At 56.8% G+C, this 19,545-nt stretch carries 15 protein-coding genes; 9 read left to right on the forward strand and 6 right to left on the reverse strand.

What is annotated here, in order from left to right:
• Nucleotides 1-300: 300 nt before the first annotated feature.
• The gene (gene pckA, locus KGP24_RS21755; RefSeq protein WP_023309493.1) at nt 301-1,920 is read left to right on the forward strand and encodes a phosphoenolpyruvate carboxykinase (ATP); all 1,620 of its coding nucleotides are present in this window, start codon (nt 301-303) and stop codon (nt 1,918-1,920) included.
• 89 nt (nt 1,921-2,009) lie between these two features.
• On the opposite strand, the gene envZ is transcribed toward pckA, so the two are convergent.
• On the reverse strand, nt 2,010-3,356 hold the full coding sequence (gene envZ, locus KGP24_RS21760) for a two-component system sensor histidine kinase EnvZ (protein WP_194401412.1): 1,347 nt from the start codon (nt 3,354-3,356) through the stop codon (nt 2,010-2,012).
• Nucleotides 3,353-4,072 carry a two-component system response regulator OmpR gene (gene ompR / locus KGP24_RS21765; protein WP_001157751.1) on the reverse strand — a complete coding sequence of 240 codons (720 nt, stop codon included), beginning with the start codon at nt 4,070-4,072 and terminating at the stop codon, nt 3,353-3,355. Before ompR ends, envZ begins: the two co-directional genes overlap by 4 nt.
• A 228-nt stretch (nt 4,073-4,300) precedes the next feature.
• Here ompR and greB point away from each other — a divergent pair, with 228 nt between their 5' ends.
• The 5 genes from greB (at nt 4,301) to feoC (ending at nt 10,315) form a co-directional block, all read left to right on the forward strand.
• Nucleotides 4,301-4,774 (forward strand): transcription elongation factor GreB, encoded by a 474-nt coding sequence (gene greB, locus KGP24_RS21770; RefSeq protein WP_047367195.1) that lies wholly within the window; start codon nt 4,301-4,303, stop codon nt 4,772-4,774.
• Nucleotides 4,775-4,862: 88 nt separating this feature from the next.
• Nucleotides 4,863-7,193, forward strand: a complete 2,331-nt coding sequence (locus KGP24_RS21775) for a Tex family protein (RefSeq protein ID WP_223561763.1) — start codon at nt 4,863-4,865, stop codon at nt 7,191-7,193.
• Nucleotides 7,194-7,491: 298 nt separating this feature from the next.
• Nucleotides 7,492-7,719, forward strand: coding sequence for a ferrous iron transporter A (gene feoA, locus KGP24_RS21780; protein WP_008503050.1), 228 nt, complete (start codon nt 7,492-7,494; stop codon nt 7,717-7,719).
• A gap of 29 nt (nt 7,720-7,748) precedes the next feature.
• Nucleotides 7,749-10,067 (forward strand): Fe(2+) transporter permease subunit FeoB, encoded by a 2,319-nt coding sequence (feoB, locus tag KGP24_RS21785; protein ID WP_223561764.1) that lies wholly within the window; start codon nt 7,749-7,751, stop codon nt 10,065-10,067.
• An 11-nt stretch (nt 10,068-10,078) separates the two neighbouring features.
• On the forward strand, nt 10,079-10,315 hold the full coding sequence (gene feoC, locus KGP24_RS21790) for a [Fe-S]-dependent transcriptional repressor FeoC (RefSeq protein WP_223561765.1): 237 nt from the start codon (nt 10,079-10,081) through the stop codon (nt 10,313-10,315).
• 33 nt (nt 10,316-10,348) lie between these two features.
• Here the strand turns inward: feoC and KGP24_RS21795 are convergent, their stop codons facing one another.
• Both KGP24_RS21795 and bioH read right to left on the reverse strand, forming a co-directional pair.
• The gene (locus tag KGP24_RS21795; protein ID WP_033146824.1) at nt 10,349-10,618 is read right to left on the reverse strand and encodes a YdgH/BhsA/McbA-like domain containing protein; all 270 of its coding nucleotides are present in this window, start codon (nt 10,616-10,618) and stop codon (nt 10,349-10,351) included.
• Between the two features lie 111 nt (nt 10,619-10,729).
• Nucleotides 10,730-11,503 carry a pimeloyl-ACP methyl ester esterase BioH gene (gene bioH / locus KGP24_RS21800; protein WP_223561766.1) on the reverse strand — a complete coding sequence of 258 codons (774 nt, stop codon included), beginning with the start codon at nt 11,501-11,503 and terminating at the stop codon, nt 10,730-10,732.
• Nucleotides 11,504-11,540: 37 nt separating this feature from the next.
• On the opposite strand from bioH, the gene gntX reads away from it, so the two are divergent.
• The 3 genes from gntX (at nt 11,541) to gntT (ending at nt 14,483) form a co-directional block, all read left to right on the forward strand.
• Complete coding sequence (gntX, locus tag KGP24_RS21805; protein WP_223561767.1) at nt 11,541-12,224, forward strand: DNA utilization protein GntX; 684 nt, start codon at nt 11,541-11,543, stop codon at nt 12,222-12,224.
• Nucleotides 12,225-12,285: 61 nt separating this feature from the next.
• A complete protein-coding gene (nfuA, locus tag KGP24_RS21810; RefSeq protein WP_008503055.1) occupies nt 12,286-12,861 on the forward strand; it encodes a Fe-S biogenesis protein NfuA in 576 nt (191 codons plus the stop codon).
• A 305-nt stretch (nt 12,862-13,166) separates the two neighbouring features.
• A complete protein-coding gene (gene gntT / locus KGP24_RS21815) occupies nt 13,167-14,483 on the forward strand; it encodes a gluconate transporter (protein ID WP_223561768.1) in 1,317 nt (438 codons plus the stop codon).
• Between the two features lie 36 nt (nt 14,484-14,519).
• Here the strand turns inward: gntT and malQ are convergent, their stop codons facing one another.
• Nucleotides 14,520-16,601 carry a 4-alpha-glucanotransferase gene (malQ, locus tag KGP24_RS21820; RefSeq protein ID WP_223561769.1) on the reverse strand — a complete coding sequence of 694 codons (2,082 nt, stop codon included), beginning with the start codon at nt 16,599-16,601 and terminating at the stop codon, nt 14,520-14,522.
• Between the two features lie 9 nt (nt 16,602-16,610).
• Nucleotides 16,611-19,004, reverse strand: coding sequence for a maltodextrin phosphorylase (malP, locus tag KGP24_RS21825; protein ID WP_223561770.1), 2,394 nt, complete (start codon nt 19,002-19,004; stop codon nt 16,611-16,613).
• Nucleotides 19,005-19,545 lie beyond the last annotated feature (541 nt).

Below are 19,545 nucleotides of genomic sequence, written 5' to 3' on the forward strand. Positions count from 1 at the left end.
AAACAACCGCCTCAAGCTGAATCGTTTTCCTAATGTAACTCTTACGTAATTTTCTTACGTGTATGCGATTACATTCACATTCTTTCCGATAAAATCACCACTCTTTAACCTTTTCGGAACATTTTCCCCAACCAAAAAGCGATTCCTGCGATAATCCGCCTGCGCTGTGACTGGAGTCGCAGCGTTTTCCGTTAGTAAGGGTTTTGTCCAGATGCGTAAATCTATGAGCCCCGTCGCGGTTAACAACCTCAGAAAAACCCTACAATTTCAGGCAGTACATATTGGCTAAGGAGCAGTGATATGCGTGTTACTGGTTTAACCCCGCAAGATCTCAAGGCTTATGGTATTCACGACGTCCAGGAAATCGTCTACAACCCCGACTACGATACGCTGTATCAGGAAGAGCTCAATCCAGCACTGGAAGGATACGAGCGTGGTGTGTTGACGAATCTTGGTGCTATCGCCGTCGATACCGGTATCTTTACCGGTCGTTCGCCGAAAGATAAGTATATCGTCCGAGACGAAACCACCCGCGATACGCTGTGGTGGGCTGACAAGGGCAAAGGGAAGAACGACAACAAACCGCTCTCCCCGGAAACCTGGCAGCACCTGAAAGGGCTCGTCACCCATCAACTTTCCGGCAAGCGTCTGTTCATTGTCGACGCTTTCTGCGGCGCTAACGCCGACACCCGTCTTTCCGTACGCTTTATTACCGAAGTGGCCTGGCAGGCGCATTTCGTGAAGAACATGTTCATTCGTCCAACCGACGAAGAACTGCAGGATTTCACCCCTGATTTCATCGTGATGAACGGCGCAAAATGCACGAACCCACAGTGGAAAGAGCAGGGTCTGAACTCCGAAAACTTTGTGGCCTTCAATCTGACCGAGCGTATCCAGCTGATCGGCGGTACCTGGTACGGCGGCGAAATGAAGAAAGGGATGTTCTCGGTTATGAACTACCTGCTGCCGCTGCGGGGCATCGCCTCCATGCATTGCTCGGCGAACGTCGGTGAAAAAGGCGACGTGGCGGTGTTCTTTGGCCTGTCCGGCACCGGAAAAACCACTCTGTCCACCGATCCAAAACGTCGCCTGATTGGCGATGACGAACACGGCTGGGATGACGACGGCGTATTCAACTTTGAAGGCGGCTGCTACGCGAAGACCATTCGCCTGTCTGAAGAGGCCGAGCCGGATATCTTCCACGCGATCCGTCGCGATGCGCTGCTGGAAAACGTCACCGTGCGTGCCGACGGCTCCATCGACTTCGACGATGCGTCGAAAACGGAAAACACCCGCGTTTCTTACCCGATCTACCACATCGACAATATCGTGAAGCCGGTATCAAAAGCGGGTCATGCCACGAAGGTCATTTTCCTGACGGCGGACGCGTTCGGCGTACTGCCTCCGGTGTCTCGCCTGACTGCCAGCCAGACGCAGTACCACTTCCTCTCCGGCTTCACCGCCAAGCTGGCGGGTACCGAGCGCGGCGTGACGGAGCCAACTCCAACCTTCTCCGCCTGCTTCGGCGCGGCCTTCCTGTCGCTGCACCCGACGCAGTACGCTGAAGTTCTGGTGAAACGCATGCAGGCATCCGGCGCGCAGGCATACCTTGTGAACACCGGCTGGAACGGTACCGGCAAACGTATCTCCATCAAAGATACCCGCGCCATTATCGACGCCATTCTGGATGGTTCTCTGGACGACGCCGAAACCTTCACGCTGCCGATGTTTGACCTGGCGATCCCAACGTCGCTGCCGGGTGTGGATACGCATATCCTCGACCCGCGCAATACGTACGGGTCTCCGGAACAGTGGCGTGAGAAGGCGGAATCGCTGGCGAAGCTGTTTATCGAGAACTTCGAGAAGTATACCGATACTCCGGCTGGTGCTGCGCTGGTGAGCGCAGGACCGAAGCTGTAGGTAAAAGCAAAAAGGCAACGAAAGTTGCCTTTTTTAATGTTTTCTTCCTCTCCCCGTGGGAGAGAGCCGGGGTGCGGGCATCAGACCGACTATCCCTCTTTCACCAGCCCCCGCGTCACCGGAACCGGCAGCCAGGCGCGAATGCTCAACCCCCCCCGCTCGCTGGTGCCAATCTCCAGCAGTCCGTTGTGGTTATCGATAATACGCTGAACAATCGCCAGGCCTAAGCCTGTACCGCTGGTGCTGCGCGCGCTGTCGCCGCGGACAAACGGCTGGAACAGATGCTTACGCTGCTCGGGCTTGATGCCCGGACCGTCGTCTTCCACCTGGAACCAGGCGCGGTTGAGTTCAGACCCGCTGCTGACCTTAATCCAGCCATTACCGTAGCGCGCCGCGTTGACCACCATGTTAGCGACCGCACGTTTGATGGAGAGCGGGTGCATGCGTACCTGGATTTCACCTGCCTGCAGGTCGGTATCAATCTCGCGCTCATAGCCGCTTTCCGCCGCTACCACCTCGCCCAGCACCGCGTTCAGATCCGCCATCTCCATCGGCATCTCCTGTCCGGTGCGCAGGTAGTCAATAAACTGCTCGATGATGGCGTTACACTCTTCGATGTCCTTATTAATGGACTCGGCGAGATAACCGTCCTCTTCCCCCATCATCTCCGTCGCCAGACGGATTCGCGTTAGCGGCGTGCGCAGGTCGTGGCTGACGCCCGCCATCAGCAGCGTACGGTCATCCGCCAGCTGCTTCACGCCTGCCGCCATATGGTTAAACGCGCGCGTCACCGAGCGGACTTCCGAGGCACCATACTCGCGAAGCGGAGGAGGAATAATCCCTTTACCGACCTGCAGCGCAGCGTGCTCCAGGTCGACCAGCGGTCGGTTCTGTATACGGATAAATAGCCACGCGCCGCCTATCGCCAGCAGCATAATCGCCAGGGTGTAGCGGAACAGCGGCGAGAAATCGCCCTGATGGATTTCGGTCAGCGGGACGCGCACCCAGATATTGGGTGACAGCCAGGTTTTCAGCCAGACGACGGGCGAGCTTTTGTTGACCTCAACGCGCACTTCCGTTGGGCCGCCCAGCTGCTGCGCCATCTGCTGGCTGAGGAATTCGTAGTGCTGCGCCCAGCGCAGGCCAGCGTCTTCCGCCGCTTCGTTGGAGTAGAGCGAAATGCCCAGCTCACGGTAGATTTCACGACGAAACGCCGGGGGAACGACGAGCTGCGTACCGTCCTCCAGCTGCAGTTTGTCGGTCATCAGCATACGAACTTCGTAGGCCAGGACCTTATTAAACTGCTGGAGGCTCGGCAGGATCGCAAAGTTCAGCACCACCAGATAGGTCGTCACCAGGCTGACGAACAGCAGGGTGACGATCAGTAACAGGGTGCGGGCAAACGAGCTACGCGGCGAGAAGCGCATTCGCCTCATGCTTTAGAGCCGTCCGGGACGAACACGTAGCCCAGACCCCATACGGTCTGAATATAACGAGGATGCGCAGGATCTTCTTCCACCATGCGGCGCAGGCGGGAGATCTGCACGTCAATGGAGCGCTCCATTGCGGAGTATTCGCGACCGCGCGCCAGGTTCATCAGCTTGTCACGGGAGAGCGGCTCGCGCGGGTGGCTGACCAGCGCTTTCAGTACCGCAAACTCGCCGCTGGTGAGCGGCATTGGCTCATCTTCACGGAACATCTCGCGCGTGCCGAGGTTCAGCTTGAACTTGCCGAAGGCGATGACGGCCTCTTCCTGCGACGGTGCGCCAGGCAGCTCGTTCGCCTGACGGCGCAGTACGGCGCGAATACGCGCCAGCAGTTCACGCGGGTTAAACGGTTTTGGAATGTAGTCGTCCGCGCCGATTTCGAGGCCCACGATACGGTCAACTTCCTCGCCCTTCGCCGTCACCATGATGATCGGCATAGGGTTACTCTGGCTGCGCAGACGGCGGCAGATAGAAAGCCCGTCTTCGCCAGGCAGCATCAGGTCGAGAACCATCAGGTGGAAAGATTCACGGGTCAGCAGACGGTCCATCTGCTCAGCGTTCGCGACGCTACGAACCTGGAAGCCCTGCTCGGTCAGATAACGCTCCAGCAGCGCACGCAGGCGCATGTCGTCATCCACGACCAGAATTTTGTAGTTCTCTTGCATTGTGTGTACTCCCAAAGGTTCGGATAGTCTTTGTGACAGCGTATTCTAAAAAAGTGCACGTATTCGACCAGCGAAATCTGGTATAAATTCTAGTCGAAATTGTTACAAAGCATATTTAACAGCAGCTTATCTGCTCATTTCATCACATAAATCATTATTAATCCTGTCTGTTACACTGTGTGGTACGTATTGTGCGCCAGACAGAAAACCGGCAGCAAAGGCTTTACCATGAAAACGCCCCTGATCACCCGCGAAGGGTACGAAAAACTGAAAAAAGAGATGGATTACCTGTGGCGTGAAGAGCGCCCTGAAGTAACCAAAAAGGTGACCTGGGCGGCAAGCCTGGGGGATCGCAGCGAAAACGCGGATTACCAGTACAACAAAAAGCGCCTGCGTGAGATCGACCGTCGGGTTCGCTACCTGACCAAGTGCCTTGAGAACCTGAAAATTGTCGATTACTCCCCGCAGCAGGAGGGCAAAGTGTTCTTCGGCGCGTGGGTGGAGATTGAAAACGACGACGGCAACACCCTGCGTTTTCGCATTGTCGGCTACGATGAAATTTTTGGTCGTAAGGATTACATCTCCATCGACTCCCCGATGGCCCGCGCGCTGCTGAAAAAGGAAGTGGGCGATCTGGCCGTCGTGCAGACCCCAGCCGGTGAAGCCAGCTGGTACGTCAATGAGATCGTCTACGTAAAATAGTCTGAGAGCGCCCTCCCCGGCTGGCATTTTGCCGTGTCAGCCCGTATAACTATCCCCTGATTTTTTCGACTCAACAGATGATAAAGCCATGATGAAAGATTCGCTCTGCCGCATTATTGCGGGTGATATTCAGGCCAGAGCCGAACAGGTAGAAGCTGCCGTTCGCCTGCTTGATGAAGGGAACACCGTGCCGTTTATTGCACGCTATCGTAAGGAAGTCACCGGCGGTCTGGATGACACGCAGCTGCGTAACCTGGAAACCCGTCTGGGCTATCTGCGCGAGCTGGAAGAACGTCGTCAGGCGATCCTCAAATCCATCGGCGAACAGGGCAAGCTGACCAGCGAACTGGAAAGCGCCATCAATGGCACCCTGAGCAAAACCGAACTCGAAGACCTTTATCTGCCGTACAAGCCGAAGCGCCGCACGCGCGGGCAGATTGCGATTGAAGCAGGCCTTGAGCCGCTGGCAGACCTGCTGTGGAATGAGCCGTCCCACGATCCCGATACCGAAGCGGCGAAATTCATCGACGCAGACAAAGGCGTCGCGGACACCAAGGCCGCCCTCGACGGCGCGCGTTACATTCTGATGGAGCGCTTCGCCGAAGACGCCGCCCTGCTGGCTAAAGTGCGTGATTACCTGTGGAAGAATGCCCACATCGTCTCTACCGTCGTGGCGGGGAAAGAGGAAGAAGGCGCGAAATTCCGCGACTACTTCGATCACCACGAACCGATTTCTACCACCCCTTCACACCGCGCGCTGGCAATGTTCCGCGGCCGCAATGAAGGCGTGCTGCAGCTCTCCCTGAACGCTGACCCGCAGTTTGACGAGCCGCCGAAAGAGAGCCACTGCGAGCAGATCATCATCGACCATCTCGGCCTGCGCCTGAACAACGCCCCGGCGGACAGCTGGCGCAAAGGCGTGGTGAGCTGGACCTGGCGCATAAAGGTGCTGATGCACCTCGAAACCGAGCTGATGGGTACCGTGCGCGAGCGCGCCGAAGATGAAGCAATCAACGTCTTCGCCCGTAACCTGCACGACCTGCTGATGGCCGCCCCTGCCGGCCTGCGCGCGACCATGGGTCTCGATCCGGGTCTGCGTACGGGCGTAAAAGTGGCGGTAGTTGACGGCACCGGCAAGCTGGTGGCAACCGACACCATCTATCCGCACACCGGCCAGGCAGCGAAAGCGGCCGCCGTGGTAGCGGCGCTGTGCGAAAAATACAACGTGGAGCTGGTTGCCATCGGCAACGGTACGGCTTCACGCGAAACCGAGCGTTTCTACCTCGACGTGCAGAAGCAGTTCCCGAAAGTGACGGCACAGAAAGTGATCGTCAGCGAAGCGGGGGCATCCGTCTATTCCGCGTCCGAGCTGGCGGCCCAGGAGTTCCCGGACCTGGACGTTTCCCTGCGCGGTGCGGTCTCTATCGCTCGCCGCCTGCAGGATCCGCTGGCGGAGCTGGTGAAGATCGATCCGAAATCCATCGGCGTAGGCCAGTATCAGCACGACGTGAGCCAGACTCAGCTGGCGCGCAAGCTGGATGCGGTGGTGGAAGACTGCGTAAACGCCGTCGGCGTTGACCTGAACACTGCCTCCGTTCCCCTGCTGACCCGCGTGGCGGGCTTAACCCGCATGATGGCGCAGAACATCGTCGCCTGGCGTGATGAGAACGGTCAGTTCCAGAACCGTCAGCAGCTGCTGAAGGTGAGCCGTCTGGGGCCAAAAGCCTTTGAACAGTGTGCGGGCTTCCTGCGCATCAACCACGGCGATAACCCGCTGGATGCCTCCACCGTTCACCCGGAAGCGTACCCTGTGGTGGAACGCATTCTGGCCGCCACCCAGCAGGCACTGAAAGATCTCATGGGTGACAGCAGCGCTCTGCGCAACCTGAAAGCCGTTGATTTCACCGACGACAAATTTGGTGTCCCAACCGTCACCGACATCATCAAAGAGCTGGAAAAGCCGGGCCGCGATCCGCGTCCTGAGTTCAAAACGGCGACCTTTGCCGACGGTGTGGAAACCATGAACGACCTGCTGCCCGGCATGGTGCTGGAAGGCGCGGTGACCAACGTCACCAACTTTGGTGCATTTGTGGATATCGGCGTACATCAGGACGGTCTGGTGCATATCTCATCCCTCGCCGACAAGTTCGTTGAAGACCCGCACACCGTGGTCAAAGCGGGCGACATCGTGAAGGTGAAAGTGCTGGAAGTGGATCTGCAGCGCAAGCGTATCGCCCTGACAATGCGTCTGGACGAGCAGCCGGGCGAAACCAACGCGCGCCGTGGCGGCAATGGCGGTGGCCGCGAGCAGCAGCGCCCGGCCGCGAAAGCCGCAAAACCGCGCGGACGTGATGCTCAGCCTGCAGGCAACAGCGCGATGATGGATGCGCTTGCGGCAGCGATGGGTAAGAAACGCTAAGGTTGTCAATGCCCCTCACCTCAACCTCTCCCTAAAGGGGAGAGGTTGAGAGGAATAAAATCATATCGAGATATATGAAACCGATTGCATAGCCATATTTAAACCGCGAATTATCAACCCGTTAACAAATGCTCCCCTTTTCGTTTTCCAGACAATTCAGCAAATATTGAGCAAGGTCAAACAGGCCGTAAATTAATACCGCAAACAATATTCCGTCACAGTTTTAATATTGCTGATAAAAACTATTCTCATTATCATCGCATAGTAGATAATTTAACCTTTCGTGGAATCAGGCGTTATGCAATTCACTCCAGACAGTGCATGGAAGATTACCGGTTTTACCCGCGAAATTAGCCCGGCCTATCGGCAAAAGCTGCTGTCGCTGGGCATGCTGCCCGGCTCGTCATTCCAGGTCGTGCGCGTGGCGCCGCTAGGTGACCCGGTTCACATCGAAACCCGCCGCGTGAATCTGGTCCTGCGTAAGAAAGACCTCGCATTAATAGAAGTTGAAGCCTTATCCCGATAACAAGCCAGCGGTTTCAGTGAGTCTAAAAAATGAAAAAGTTAACTATTGGCTTAATTGGCAATCCTAATTCCGGCAAGACCACGCTTTTTAACCAGCTGACCGGAGCACGCCAGCGCGTGGGCAACTGGGCGGGCGTGACGGTTGAGCGTAAAGAAGGCCAGTTCACGACGACAGACAACCAGGTGACGCTGGTTGACCTTCCCGGCACCTACTCCTTAACCACCATTTCGTCGCAAACCTCGCTCGATGAGCAGATTGCCTGCCACTATATTCTTGGCGGCGACGCGGACCTGCTGATCAACGTGGTCGACGCCTCCAATCTCGAGCGTAACCTTTATCTGACGCTGCAGCTGCTGGAGCTGGGGATCCCCTGCATTGTGGCGCTCAACATGCTCGACATCGCGGAGAAACAAAAGCTGCGCATCGACGTAGATGCCCTCTCGACGCGCCTCGGATGCCCGGTTGTTCCGCTGGTCTCAACGCGCGCTCGCGGTATTGACGCGCTGAAGCTGGCCATTGACCGTCACCAGGGAAATCATGACATTGAGCTGGTGCATTACGCGCAGCCTCTCCTGCGCGAAGCCAATTTGCTAACGCAGGAGATGGACAAAAGCATGCCTGCGAAACAGCGTCTGTGGCTTGGCCTGCAGATGCTGGAAGGGGATATCTACAGCCGCGCCTACGCCGGGCATGCGGCAGATAAGCTGGACGCGACGGTGGCCCGGCTTCACGACGAGCTGGACGACCCGGCGCTGCACATCGCCGATGCGCGTTACCAGGCCATCGCCTCGATTTGCGACGTTGTCAGTAACGCCCTGACGGCAGAACCCAGCCGCTTTACGGCGGCGGTGGATAAAGTTGTGCTTAACCGCTTCCTCGGTTTGCCCATCTTCCTGCTGGTCATGTACGTGATGTTCCTGCTCGCCATTAACATCGGTGGCGCACTCCAGCCCATTTTCGACGCCGGTTCCGTCGCGGTCTTCGTACACGGTATTCAGTGGGTGGGTTACACCCTGCACTTCCCGGAATGGTTAACCATCTTCCTCGCACAGGGGATCGGCGGCGGTATCAACACCGTTCTGCCTCTGGTGCCGCAGATCGGCATGATGTATCTGTTCCTCTCGTTCCTGGAAGATTCCGGCTACATGGCCCGCGCCGCGTTCGTGATGGATCGTCTGATGCAGGCGCTGGGCCTGCCGGGTAAATCCTTCGTCCCGCTGATTGTCGGCTTCGGCTGTAACGTGCCGTCGGTGATGGGCGCGCGCACCCTGGATGCCCCGCGTGAACGTCTGATGACCATCATGATGGCACCGTTTATGTCCTGCGGTGCCCGTCTGGCCATTTTTGCGGTCTTTGCCGCAGCCTTCTTTGGTCAGCAGGGTGCGCTGGCGGTCTTCTCGCTCTATATACTGGGCATCGTGATGGCTATTCTCACCGGTTTAATGCTGAAGCACACCATCATGCGCGGTGAAGCGTCGCCGTTTGTGATGGAGCTGCCGGTTTATCACGTGCCGCATCTGAAAAGCCTGGCGATCCAGACCTGGCAGCGCCTGAAAGGCTTTGTGCTGCGCGCCGGTAAGGTGATTGTCATCGTCAGCATTTTTCTGAGCGCGCTGAACAGCTTCACCCTCAGCGGGCAGGCGGCAGATAACATCAACGACTCCGCCCTCGCCTCCGTCAGCCGCGTCATCACGCCGGTCTTCAAACCGATTGGCGTGCATGAGGATAACTGGCAGGCGACCGTCGGGCTATTCACCGGCGCGATGGCGAAAGAGGTAGTTGTCGGCACCCTGAACACGCTTTACACCGCAGAGAACATCCAGGAACAGGAGTTTAATCCTGCAGAGTTTCATCTCGGTCATGAACTGCTGGGTGCCGTAGAAGAAACCTGGCAGAGCCTTAAAGATACCTTCAGCCTGAGCGTGCTGGCGAACCCTATCGAGGCGAGCAAAGGCGACGGCGAAATGGCGACGGGTGCCATGGGCGTGATGGGCGAGAAATTTGGCAGCGCGTCCGCGGCCTATAGCTACCTCATCTTTGTTCTGCTCTACATTCCGTGCATCTCCGTGATGGGGGCGATTGCCCGCGAGTCCAGCCGCGGCTGGATGGGCTTCTCCATCCTGTGGGGGCTAAACATTGCGTACTCGCTAGCGACGCTCTTTTATCAAACCGTTAACTTCAGCCAGCATCCGCGCTACAGCCTGGTCTGTATTCTCTCGGTTGTGCTGTTTAACGCGATCGTTCTCGGCCTGATGCGGCGGGCACGTAGCCGCGTCGACATCGACCTGCTGGCAAACCGTAAAACCGCCGCGACCTGCTGCAGCAGCCCGGCGGGCGACTGTCACTAAGGAGCAAAACCATGGCATCGTTGATTCAGGTTCGTGACCTGCTGGCACTGCAAGGGCGAATGGAGGCGAAACAGCTGAGCCTCAGCCTGCATACGCCGCAACCGATGATTGATGCCATGCTGGAAAGACTTGAAGCCATGGGGAAAGCCGAACGGATTCAGGAAGAAGCTGACGGCTGTCTCTCCGGCAGTTGTAAAAGCTGTCCGGAAGGAAAGGTCTGCCTCAGGGAGTGGTGGGCGCTGCGTTAACAAAGCCGGGCATTGCTGCCCGGCTTTACCGTATTACTTATAGACGTCCGCCGTTGCGCGTACGTTTTTGGTCTGTTTTTCTGCGCTGGTGACGACGTAGTACGTTCCGCCCAGCTCATCCGCTTTCTTCGACAGCTCTCTTCTCGCATCCATCGGCGCGGTGGTGTCAGACGTAGAAATCTCACCAATTTTCGTCAGATTCATGCCGGCAACTTTATCTTTTTCCAGCTCTTTTGCCGCAAAGACGCCAAATGACAGTGACCCAATAACCAGAGAAGTGACAATACCTGTAACAAGTTTCATAGCCTGACTCTCCATAGGATTGTTGTTTTGATTATCGTAGGCAGAACAACCGCAACGACATTTGGATTATGGTTGCGGTGTGTTACTTTTTCCAGACTGGATAGAAAATAATCAGTCGAAACGTTGACTTAACGCAATCAGCGCTGAACAAAATTCCGTCGGATGAGAGATAAACGGGGCATGTGCGGCTTTGGCAACGATCTGCGATTCACTGTCCGGCCAGAGTGAATCCAGCAGCGGAACCACTTTGCGCGGCACAATCCCGTCGAGGTAACCGTAGATACGCAGGTGTGGCACCGTCAGCTCAGCCAGCGGCTCACGCAGGTCAACCGTTTTCAGGAGCTCAAGGCCGCCGTTAAGCACCTCAACCTCCGGCATCGGCAGCGAAAGCACGGTCTGCTTCAGCGTTCGGGCATCCTTACGCGCGGTGTCAGTGCCCATTGTCTGCAATGCAAGGAACCGCTCTACGGTCCGCTGGAAATCGTCGCTCAGCTGCTGCTGGAAGCCTGCAAGCACCTCAGGCTTGATCCCCGGCCATTCATCCTGCGCGCTAAAACAGGGCGATGACGCCACCGTCACCAGCGCTTTTACGCGTTCAGGCCGCGACAGCGCAATCTGGCTCGCCACCAGCCCGCCCAGGCTCCAGCCCAGCCAGACGGCGTTTTGCGGCGCAGCGTCCAGAACCTGCTGCGCCATTTCATCGAGCGACAAGGCGCCATACCCGCGGCTGCGGCCAAAGCCGGGTAAATCCACCAGATGCAGTGTGAAATGCGAGGCAAGTTCCTCACGTATGCAATGCCACACTTCTGCATTCAGGCCCCATCCGTGCAGCAGCACAAGATGGCAATTTCCTGTCCCTACGGTCTGCCACCACAGCGTCTTCATCAGTTACTGTTCTCTTTTTTTCACATGGAGGTTGCACATGCTAACAGTACCTGGTTTGTGCTGGCTATGCCAAATGCCGCTGGCGCTCAGCGGGTGGGGCGTCTGCTCCGTCTGCACGCGATCGCTGCAATGGCGTATCGGGATCTGTCCAGAATGTGGTTTACCGGCCACAAACCCCTCGTTGCCCTGTGGTCGTTGCCTGAAAAAATGCCCACCGTGGAGCGCGCTGGTGGCCGTCGATGATTATGTTCCGCCGCTGAACAGGCTGATCCACGCGCTGAAGTTTTCCGGGCAGATCTCGCTGGCACAGCCCCTTGCCCGCCTGCTATTGCTGGCGGTTTTGCAGGCGCGACGTCACCGGGCACTGCCAAAAATCGACATGGTGGTGAATGTCCCTTTATACCGACGTCGGCACTGGCGGCGCGGCTATAACCAGAGTGATCTGATCTGCCGTCCCCTCGCACGGTGGCTCGGCTGTCGGTATGAGGCCAGCGCGCTGACACGCGTTCATGCCACCGCCATCCAGCATCAGCTCAGCGCCCGGCTTCGCAAAAGAAACCTCAAAAATGCCTTTCGCCTTGAATTGCCGGTCGACGGTCTCCATATCGCGATTGTGGATGATGTCGTCACCACGGGCAGTACCGTTGCTGAACTTTCCCGACTGCTTTTGCGAAGCGGCGCCGCGTCGGTTCAGGTATGGTGTCTGTGCCGTACCTTGTAGCCCTTCTTCAATGGGCGTATGATTATACCCAGGTAATTTAGTCAACTATTAGGCCAAAGCTATGATCCGTATTTCCGATTCTGCACAAGCGCACTTTGCCAAACTGCTGGCAAATCAGGAAGAAGGGACGCAGATCCGCGTGTTTGTGATTAATCCAGGCACTCCGAATGCAGAATGTGGTGTTTCTTATTGTCCTCCGGACGCTGTGGAAGCTACTGACACTGCCCTTAAATTTGAACAGCTCACCGCCTACGTTGATGAGCTGAGCGCACCGTATCTTGAAGATGCGGAGATCGACTTCGTCACCGATCAGCTGGGTTCTCAGCTGACCCTGAAAGCGCCGAACGCGAAAATGCGTAAAGTGTCTGACGATGCCCCTCTGATGGAGCGCGTTGAGTATCTGCTGCAATCCCAGATTAACCCACAGCTGGCGGGCCACGGTGGTCGTGTTTCCCTGATGGAAATCACCGATGAAGGTTTTGCGATTCTGCAGTTCGGCGGCGGCTGTAACGGCTGTTCAATGGTCGATGTGACGCTGAAAGAAGGGATCGAGAAGCAGCTGCTGAACGAGTTCCCGGAACTGAAAGGCGTGCGTGACCTGACCGAGCACCAGCGCGGCGAGCACTCTTACTACTAATTCAGTATCCGTCTGTATCGCCCGGTGGCGCTGCGCTTACCGGGCCTACCTTCCATTGCCTCTCCCCCCATATGTTGACCTGCGTCTCATAATTCAAATTTAGCCTCCCAGGGTGATTCTCAATCACATCATGTTACCCGTATCATTCTCGTGGGCACTCAGCATCCTTATAACAGCCGACTAAACTTAATAGTTTTGAAGGCATCAGTATGAGTGCCGTTAACGCTCTGTTCCCAGTTGGGACAATCGGAATTTGTCGTTGAAACAATGACGTTACCCATAACAATTCAAAGGCCAGGTAAATCATGCCATTAGTCATCGTTGCTATCGGTGTTGTGTTATTACTGCTCTTGATGATCCGTTTCAAAATGAACGGATTTATCGCTCTGGTTCTGGTGGCACTTGCAGTCGGTCTGATGCAGGGTATGCCGCTGGTGAAAGTCATCAGCTCGATTAAAGCCGGTGTCGGCGGCACGCTCGGCAGCCTGGCATTGATCATGGGCTTCGGCGCCATGCTCGGTAAAATGCTGGCGGACTGCGGGGGCGCGCAGCGTATCGCCACCACGCTGATTGCTAAATTTGGTAAGCAACACATTCAGTGGGCAGTGGTTTTAACCGGTTTTACCGTCGGTTTCGCGCTGTTCTATGAAGTGGGCTTCGTGCTGATGCTGCCGCTGGTGTTCACCATCGCGGCTGCGGCAAACATCCCGCTGCTGTATGTCGGTGTGCCAATGGCTGCGGCGCTGTCCGTGACCCACGGCTTCCTGCCGCCGCACCCGGGTCCAACCGCCATCGCAACCATCTTCCACGCGGATATGGGTAAAACCCTGCTGTTCGGTACGATTCTGGCGATCCCGACGGTGATTCTGGCAGGACCGGTTTATGCCCGCTTCCTGAAAGGCATTGATAAGCCGATCCCGGAAGGTCTGTACAGCGCCAAAACCTTCACCGAAGAAGAGATGCCTGGCTTTGGCGTCAGCGTCTGGACCTCACTGGTACCGGTGATCCTGATGGCGATGCGTGCGGTTGCGGAGATGGTGCTGCCAAAAGGACATGCATTCCTGGCCGTTGCGGAATTCCTGGGTGACCCGGTAATGGCCACGCTGATTGCGGTGCTGATCGCGATGTTCACCTTCGGTCTTAACCGTGGCCGTTCAATGGATCAGATCAACGACACGCTGACCTCTTCCATCAAAATCATTGCCATGATGCTCCTGATCATCGGCGGTGGCGGTGCGTTCAAGCAGGTTCTGGTCGACAGCGGCGTGGACAAATACATCGCGGCCATGATGCATGAAACCAACGTATCGCCGCTTCTCATGGCCTGGTCTATTGCTGCAGTTCTGCGTATTGCGCTGGGTTCTGCGACCGTTGCGGCGATCACCGCAGGCGGTATCGTTGCCCCGCTGATCGCAACCACGGGTGTTAGCCCTGAGCTGATGGTTATCGCCGTCGGTTCCGGTAGCGTAATTTTCTCTCACGTTAACGACCCTGGCTTCTGGCTGTTCAAGGAGTACTTCAACCTGACCATCGGTGAAACCATCAAGTCCTGGTCCGCGCTGGAAACTATTATTTCGGTGTGCGGTCTGGTCGGGGTGCTGCTGTTGAATATGGTTATCTGATGTAAAAAAAGAACCCGCCAACAGGCGGGTTCTTTTTTATTTCTTCTTCACTACCGCCCTTCTACGCTTATCCAAATCCTTAATCAGCTTGTTCACCCCATCATCGGCAAACATCTTCTCAAGGGTTGTGGACAACTTGCGACGCCAGTTCTTGTACTGATAGCTGGTCCCCGGGATGTTCACCGGCTCCGCCATATCAATCCAGTCTTCCGGCTGCAGGCCCAGCAGGGCGCTGTTGCTGTCGGCAATATAGCGCTGCAAACCGCGATTGAGGGTAGCGGTCATCGACATCAATGACGCCTTATGTCCGGCACGTTTCGGCAGACAGCCCTGCTTGTGCAGCGCATCCAGCAGCCCCTGTTTGGAGAGCTCGCGATCCTGATACAGGCCGCGCAAAACCTCTTCATCAGGATACAGGCCCAGCGTTTTGCCGAGCGTCAGATCGCCGCTTTCCCAATAGCCACGAAGCGTAGGAAGGTCATGCGTCGTCGCGACTGCCATTGACTGTTCAGGGTACGCTTTCGGCGCGCGGAAGGTTTTCTCATGGTCGTTTTCAAAATAGAGCACTTTATAGGAGTAGACGCCGCTGTCGCGGAGCTTGCTGACAATTTCTACCGGCACGGTACCGAGATCTTCACCGATCACCATGCACTGATGGCGTTTACTCTCCAGCGCAAGGATCGACAGCAGATCGTCAACCGGATACTGCACGTACGCCCCGTGATCGGCCGTTTCACCGTACGGGATCCACCACAGACGCAGCACGGACATCACGTGGTCGATACGCAGCGCCCCGCAGTTCTGCATGTTAGCGCGCAGCAGGTCGATAAACGGCTCGTAGGCGCGCGCCGCCATGACGTGCGGATCCATCGGCGGTAATCCCCAGTTCTGACCAAGCGGGCCGAGAATATCCGGCGGCGCGCCGACGGAGGCTTTCAGACAGTAAAGCTCACGGTCGCACCAGGTTTCCGCGCCGCCTTCCGCCACGCCGACGGCCAGATCGCGATACAGGCCGATCGGCATCTTATAGCCCTGGCTCACCTGCCAGCAGGCGGCAAACTGGCTGTACGCCAGCCACTGCAGCCACAGGTAGAAGTCCACCTCGTCGGCATGATTTTTACAGAACGCTTTGACTTCAGGCGTGTCGACGGACTGATACGCTTCCGGCCAGACCGGCCAGCCCCAGCGCATTTCATCCTCTTTCACCTGATATGCGTGCAGCGCATCAAACGCCGCCTGCCAGTACAGGCTCTCACCCTCCAGCGTCACAAACTGGCGGAAAGCTGCCATCTGCTCGTCATCGCGCTGTGAAAAGCCTTTCCACGCCAGACGCAGCGCGGCCATTTTCAGCGCCGTGACGGTGGAATAGTCCACCCAGTCTGCGTCGCGCGCCTGCTTGAGAGCCTGCTGCGTGGTACTGAGTTTCCACCACGCCTGCGCCTCTTTGCTGTTTTTGAAGTCATCTAACGCGTTAACGTCGATATAAATCACGTTCAGCCAGCGGCGGGAAGACGGGCTATACGGGCTGGCGCTCTCCGGGTTGGCCGGATAGAGCGCGTGGATCGGGTTGAGGCCAATAAACGCGCCGCCGCGCTCGCCCACATCCACCAGCATCTTTTTCAGATCGCCAAAATCACCGATGCCCCAGTTGCTGTCGGAGCGCAGGGTGTAGAGCTGCACGCAGGCGCCCCACAGCTTTTTACCTTCAAGCAGCGCCTGTGGCTCGTAGCAGCGTTTTGGCGCGACGATTACCCGGCAGTGGAAGCGCTGGTCATCCTGGGTGAGCGTTAGGGTGTGATACCCCTCCGGCAGCTTCGCCGGAAGGTTTAACGTTTTGCCGCCGGTGGCGTGGCCTTTGTGCTGATGCCCCTCTTCGGTGGTCAGCAGCCAGCTAAACTCGCCGCGCCCCTCCACCGCCAGCGGCATCTTTTTGCCTGCGGTGAATACCTTCACGTTCGGCACCGGCGCAACCGACGCTTTCGCGTCGGTTTTGTGCATGGCATCCAGCAAACGTCTTTTGGTGTCGGCGCCAATAGACTGCGGTTTGCCGTGAGCATTAATGTAACTGAGGCTGATTCCCGCCGCCTGCGCGGCGCTGTCCAGACGTTTACTCTCCATCGCGCTTCCTTAGCGTTTTGCCTGCCAGATACGGGCCTGATAATCACGGATTGAACGGTCAGAGCTGAACATACCGCAGCGGGCGGTGTTCAGAATGCACGCGCGGGTCCAGGCTTCCTGGTCGCGATACAGCACGTCGACCTGCTTTTGCGCTTCAACGTAGGCCGTAAAGTCCGCCATCACCAGATACGGGTCACCGCCGTGTTTGTCCATGCTGTGCAGCATCTGGTCAAACGCATGCTTGTCGCCGTCGCTGTATTTACCGCTTTCCAGCTCCTTCAGCACCGCATCGAGCACTTTGTCTTTCTTACGCCATTTCACCGGGTCATAGCCTTTGGCCTTGATGGCTTTCACCTCTTCCACGGTATGGCCAAAGATAAAGATGTTCTCTTCACCCACCTTCTCGGCGATTTCGACGTTTGCCCCGTCGAGCGTACCGACGGTCAGCGCGCCGTTCAGCGCCAGCTTCATGTTGCCGGTACCGGACGCCTCTTTCCCTGCCGTCGAGATCTGCTCGGAAATATCCGCCGCCGGGATTAACATTTCAGCCGCCGAGACGCAGTAGTCCGGCAGGAACACCACCTTCAGCTTGTCGCCCACTTTCGGATCGCTGTTGATCGCCGCCGCCACTTTATTGATGGCGAGAATAATGTTTTTCGCCAGATAGTAGCCCGGTGCCGCTTTCGCACCGAACAGGAACACGCGCGGCACGCGGTCGGCCTGCGGGTTCTCGCGGATCTCTTTGTACAGCGCCAGAATGTGCAGCAGGTTCAGGTGCTGACGTTTGTACTCGTGCAGACGCTTGATCTGGATATCGAAAATGGCATTCGGGTTGATCTCAATCCCGGTACGCATTTTCACGAACTCCGCCAGGCGAACCTTGTTCTCCAGCTTGATCGCCCGGTACTGCTCGCGGAACTTCGCGTCGTCAGCGTATTTTTCCAGGTTGATGAGCTGGTCCAGATCGTTGGCCCACTCTTTCTTCAGGGTCTTGTCCAGCAGGCCGGCAAGCAGCGGGTTGCACTGCTTGATCCAGCGACGCGGCGTAATGCCGTTGGTCACGTTGTGGAATTTGGTCGGCCACAGCTGGTGGTATTCCGGGAAGAGATCTTTGACTACCAGATCCGAGTGAAGCGCCGCCACGCCGTTCACCGCAAAGCCGCTGACCACGCACATGTTCGCCATGCGCACCTGCTTATCGTGAACCACCGCCAGCTTCGCCCAGACCGCTTTGTTGCCCGGCCAGGTTTTATCCACCAGGGTTTTAAACTGGTCGTTAATCTTGTTGATGATCTGCATGTGGCGCGGCAGGAGCGTTTTCACCAGCTTCTCATCCCAGCACTCGAGCGCTTCTGGCATCAGAGTGTGGTTGGTGTAGGCAAAGGTACGGCTGGTGATGGCCCAGGCGTCATCCCAGCCCAGCTGATGCTCGTCGATCAGCACGCGCAGCAGTTCCGGGATCGCAATCGTCGGGTGCGTGTCGTTGAGCTGAATCACCTCGAAGTCCGGCAGCTGCGCCAGCTTGCGGCCCGCCAGGTGATGGCGACGCAGAATATCCGCCACGGAGCAGGCGCACTGGAAGTACTGCTGCATCAGGCGCAGCTTTTTACCGGCCAGGTGGTTGTCGTTCGGGTAGAGGACTTTGGTCAGCTTCTCGGCGTCGATGCCCTGCTGCTCGGCGCGCAGGAAATCGCCGTCGTTAAATTTGGTCAGGTTAAACGGATGCGCGTGCTTCGCCTGCCACAGACGCAGCGGCTGCGCCACGCCGTTACGGTAGCCGAGCACCGGCAGATCCCAGGCTTCACCGGTAATGGTGAACGCCGGTTCCCAGAGCCCCTGCTTTGTGACTTTTCCGCCAATGCCAACCTGCACGTCCAGCTGCGCGTTGTGGCGGAACCACGGATAAGTATTGCGATGCCAGTCATCCGGCGCTTCCATCTGATGACCATCGGCAAACGACTGACGGAACAGGCCGTACTGGTAGTTCAGACCGTAGCCAATCGCCGACTGGCCGACGGTCGCCATGGAGTCCAGGAAACAGGCCGCCAGACGTCCCAGGCCGCCGTTGCCCAGCGCCGGGTCAATCTCTTCTTCCAGCAGGTCGGTCAGGTTAATGTCGTGTTCTTTGAGGACGTCACCGACGTCCTGATACCAGCCGAGGTTCAACAGGTTGTTGCCCGTCAGACGGCCAATCAGGAATTCCATTGAAATGTAGTTTACATGGCGCTGGTTCTTCACCGGCTTTGCCAAAGGCTGAGCATCCAGCTGTTCTGCGAGCGCACCGCTCACTGCCTGCCACCACTGGTGAGGCGTCATTTCGTTTGCAGCATGAAGGCCAAAACGCTGCCACTGACGCGTCAGGGCAGCCTGGAATTGAGCTTTGTTGAAGGTAGGCTGTGACATAGGGGATCGGCATCCTTTAGAAAGAAAACACAAGTTGGCGCTAGTGTGCCTGGCTCATTTCCCCTCTTCCTCCTCCTGTGGGGGATTAGACAGGGAGGAGTAGCGGGGATGAGCATAAAAGTGTGATCGAGGCCACTCTCAGAGCATAGTTCGAGTGTGCCCGGAAGATAAAAAAGTAACCGGGGAGAATGTCAAAGAAATGAAATGCAGTTTCGGGTGAAATTAATCCGTTCTGAAATGATTACTTACGTAGAATAATAATTTTGTAATTGGGTCAAATCTAACGAGATTATTACCCCCACTCAACTTTACCCATAATTTATTAATTTTGACGTCACCATACCTTTCTGAAACCAGTTTCAGCGCAGCCGCAACAGAAGCATACAAGCCAGCATTGACGCGGCGCTGAAGCCCTTTTCAGAAAGTTCCATCATCTGTCTGAATGTTTTGTGACAGAGTGCAAATTCAGAGCCACCAAATCCAGACATAACTTGCAATAGTTCTCTTTCTGGCCGACCTTATATCGTATTAATTACGAAGC

Source organism: Enterobacter sp. JBIWA008, assembly GCF_019968765.1.
Taxonomy (GTDB): domain Bacteria; phylum Pseudomonadota; class Gammaproteobacteria; order Enterobacterales; family Enterobacteriaceae; genus Enterobacter.